At 48.0% G+C, this 3,019-nt stretch carries 1 protein-coding gene; it reads left to right on the top strand.

Features of this window, described 5'->3' with window-relative positions:
- Window positions 1–3,019: SdrD B-like domain-containing protein (locus B036_RS0125640; RefSeq protein WP_026232353.1), on the top strand; the 3,019-nt coding region annotated here is incomplete at both ends.

Below are 3,019 nucleotides of genomic sequence, written 5' to 3'. Positions count from 1 at the left end.
AAAGCTTCCCCGGCGGTGCGCAGGACGATACTTCTCCACTAGACGACGGCAGTGGCAACATGACGGTTGACTTCGGCTTCGTGCCGACGAACAGCCTTGGATCTACGGTCTTCCGCGACTATAATAATGATGGTATGCAGGATCCTGCAGACATGGAAACTGGTGTTGCTGGCGTAACGGTAGAACTCTATTTCGATGCAGACGATGACGGCACGCCAGAGACACTTGTTGGTACTGCTGTAACTAATGGCGATGGAAGTTATTTCTTCCCGAATCTGCCCGATGGAAACTATCAGATAGTACTGCCAAACGGTGTCGAAAACGCAGTCGCTTCAACGCCAGTTGATGGAACAACGACAAATGCTGACCTCCAGAACGGTACAATGCAACCTGACGGTTCCATCTCTTCCCAAGTGATCATGTTGACGGCTGGCGATACGCCAGAAACGGAAATGGATGGTACGTTAGGTGATGATCAGGATACTGATGATCCTGCTAATAACATCGTTGATGACAATGGTAACATGACCATCGACTTCGGTGTCGTTCCCAACTTCAGCATTGGTTCAACGGTCTTTGCCGACACTAACAATAACGCGGTTCAGGATAATGGTGAAATAGGTGAGCCAATGGTTACCGTTACACTCTACCTGGATAATGATGGGACACCTGGACCTAGTCCCGGAGATATGGTTGTCAATACGACTGAAACTGACGTCAACGGTGATTACTTCTTTGGCGATCTGCCAGCGGGTGATTACTACATTGGCGTAACGCCTACAACGGACCTCCCTCTTTCTTCCGACGAAGATCTTGATGCGGATGATCCGGAAGGAACTCAGATAGATGGCGATGATAATGGTGTTCAACCTAACGGAGCTGGTACTACGATCTTCACTGGCGTAGTCACCCTTGGAGATGGACCAGAGCCCGCTGATGATATAGAAACTGAACAGGGTAATACTCAAGATGGTGTTAATGGAACGCCAAGTGACCTATCTGGTAATATGACCCTTGATATCGGCTTATTTGCTGGTGTCAGCGTTGGATCAACGGTATATAATGATCCGAACAACAATGGCTTCCAAGATAACGGCGAGACAGGAATTCCTGGCGTAGTTGTTACACTCCTGGATGTGAATGGAGTGGTTGTTGCGACAGATACCACAGATTCTAATGGTGATTACTACTTCGGCGGACTTCAGCCCGGAGACTACTCACTTGCTATAAATGTAGATCAGTTTGATGCAGGTGGTCCTCTTGAAGTTACCTCACTTTCTTCTGGAACAACCAGTGAAGATGATGATGAAACTGACGGCGATGATAACGGTATCCAAAATGCCGGCCCAGGAACGGTAGTTACTTCAACTACTTTCAACCTGTCAATTGGTGATGAACCAACCGGAGCTGAAGAAGATGGACAAGGTGGATTACAAGACACCCCATTTGACAGTAACGGCGATATGACCCTCGACTTTGGCTTCACCACTCCTCGCTTTGACCTCGCGCTGATCAAAACGCTCAGCCCTGGACAATCAAGAGAAGTGAACCCAGGTGATCTTATCTCATTCGATATCCAGGTCTTCAACCAGGGTAACATCTACGCTGATAATATCGTACTCGAGGATGCTGTTCCTGCCGGTCTCTCATTTGATATCGCAGATAATACCGATTGGGTAGCTTCTGCTGACGGAGCAACCATTACACTCACTGAAGTTGGCGGTCAGCTCCCTGTTGGCGGCTTGGCTCCTGGAGCAGCTTCTGATCCGGTATCTATTTTCCTCTCTGTTGATGCACCGCTTCCCGGTGGTCTTCAACTGGATAATGTGGCTAACATTACTATGTCAACTGATACTGCCGATGTAGCGCAGACTGATGTTGATTCTGATTACACAGACCCTGAAGGGCCTGACGACATTGATGAAGGCGACAATGATGTAATTGATGAAAATGGTGAAGACCCCGTTAACCCGGGAGACGAGGATGAGTCTGATGAAGAGTCAGTAATCGTCCGCACGTTCGATCTAGCCCTCATTAAGAAATTAAGTGAAGGTCAAACTTCAATCGTATCTCCTGGCGATACCGTAGCCTTCGATATCATTGTCACTAACCAGGGTGAAATAGCAGCAGACTCAATTGTCGTTGTTGATTTCATCCCTAACGGATATACTTTCGAAACGGGTACCGGCTTTAATGAAGGTTGGACGGCGACGAGCGCAGGTGCAATGTATACGCTTTCAATAGCAGGGATGGAACTTCCTGCTGGAGGCCTCGCTCCTCAAACTGCTGATACGGTACAAATCCTCTTGACAGTTAATAATCCTCAACTAGTAGGAACCATGGACCTGCGAAACATCGCGGAGATTATGGATGCAGAGGATAATATGGATAATGAAACTATTGATATCGACTCTGAGTACACAGATGGTAACACACCTGATGAAGTTGAAGATGTTGATAATGATGACATTACCCAGAATGGTACTTTGCCAGGTCAGGATGAAGACGAAAGCGATTTCGAGGAAGTCTTCCTTGATAACTTTGACCTCGCACTGCAGAAGCAATTAGCTGATGGCCAAAGTAGCATGGTAAATCCTGGCGACACGGTTACTTACGACCTGATCGTAATCAACCAAGGTGATATTCCTGCTGACAATATTGAAATCGTTGACTTCATCCCTGCAGGAATGACGCTTAATACAAGCTTTGGCAACTTCGCCTACGACGGAGCTACCATGACTGCAACTGATGTATTCACAGTCGCTGACGGTGATCTGCCAGTTGGTGGTCTTGCTCCGAATACATCGGATACCTTCCAGATTCAGTTGGTGGTAACTGCACCAGTAGCCGCAGGCACCAGCCTGCGCAACATCGCCGAACTCGGTGATGCGACTGATGAGAACGGTAACCCACAGGACGATGACGATTCCGATCCAGCCGATCCAAACAACCCTGACGGTATTGAGGATCCTGACGATAACGTAGTAGGAGAAGACGGCACGAATGGTGGCGACGAAGA

Source organism: Neolewinella persica DSM 23188 (assembly GCF_000373105.1).
GTDB lineage: Bacteria > Bacteroidota > Bacteroidia > Chitinophagales > Saprospiraceae > Neolewinella > Neolewinella persica.
Note: the sequence above shows the minus strand (reverse complement) of the source record. Positions and strands in the feature narration are given on the sequence as shown.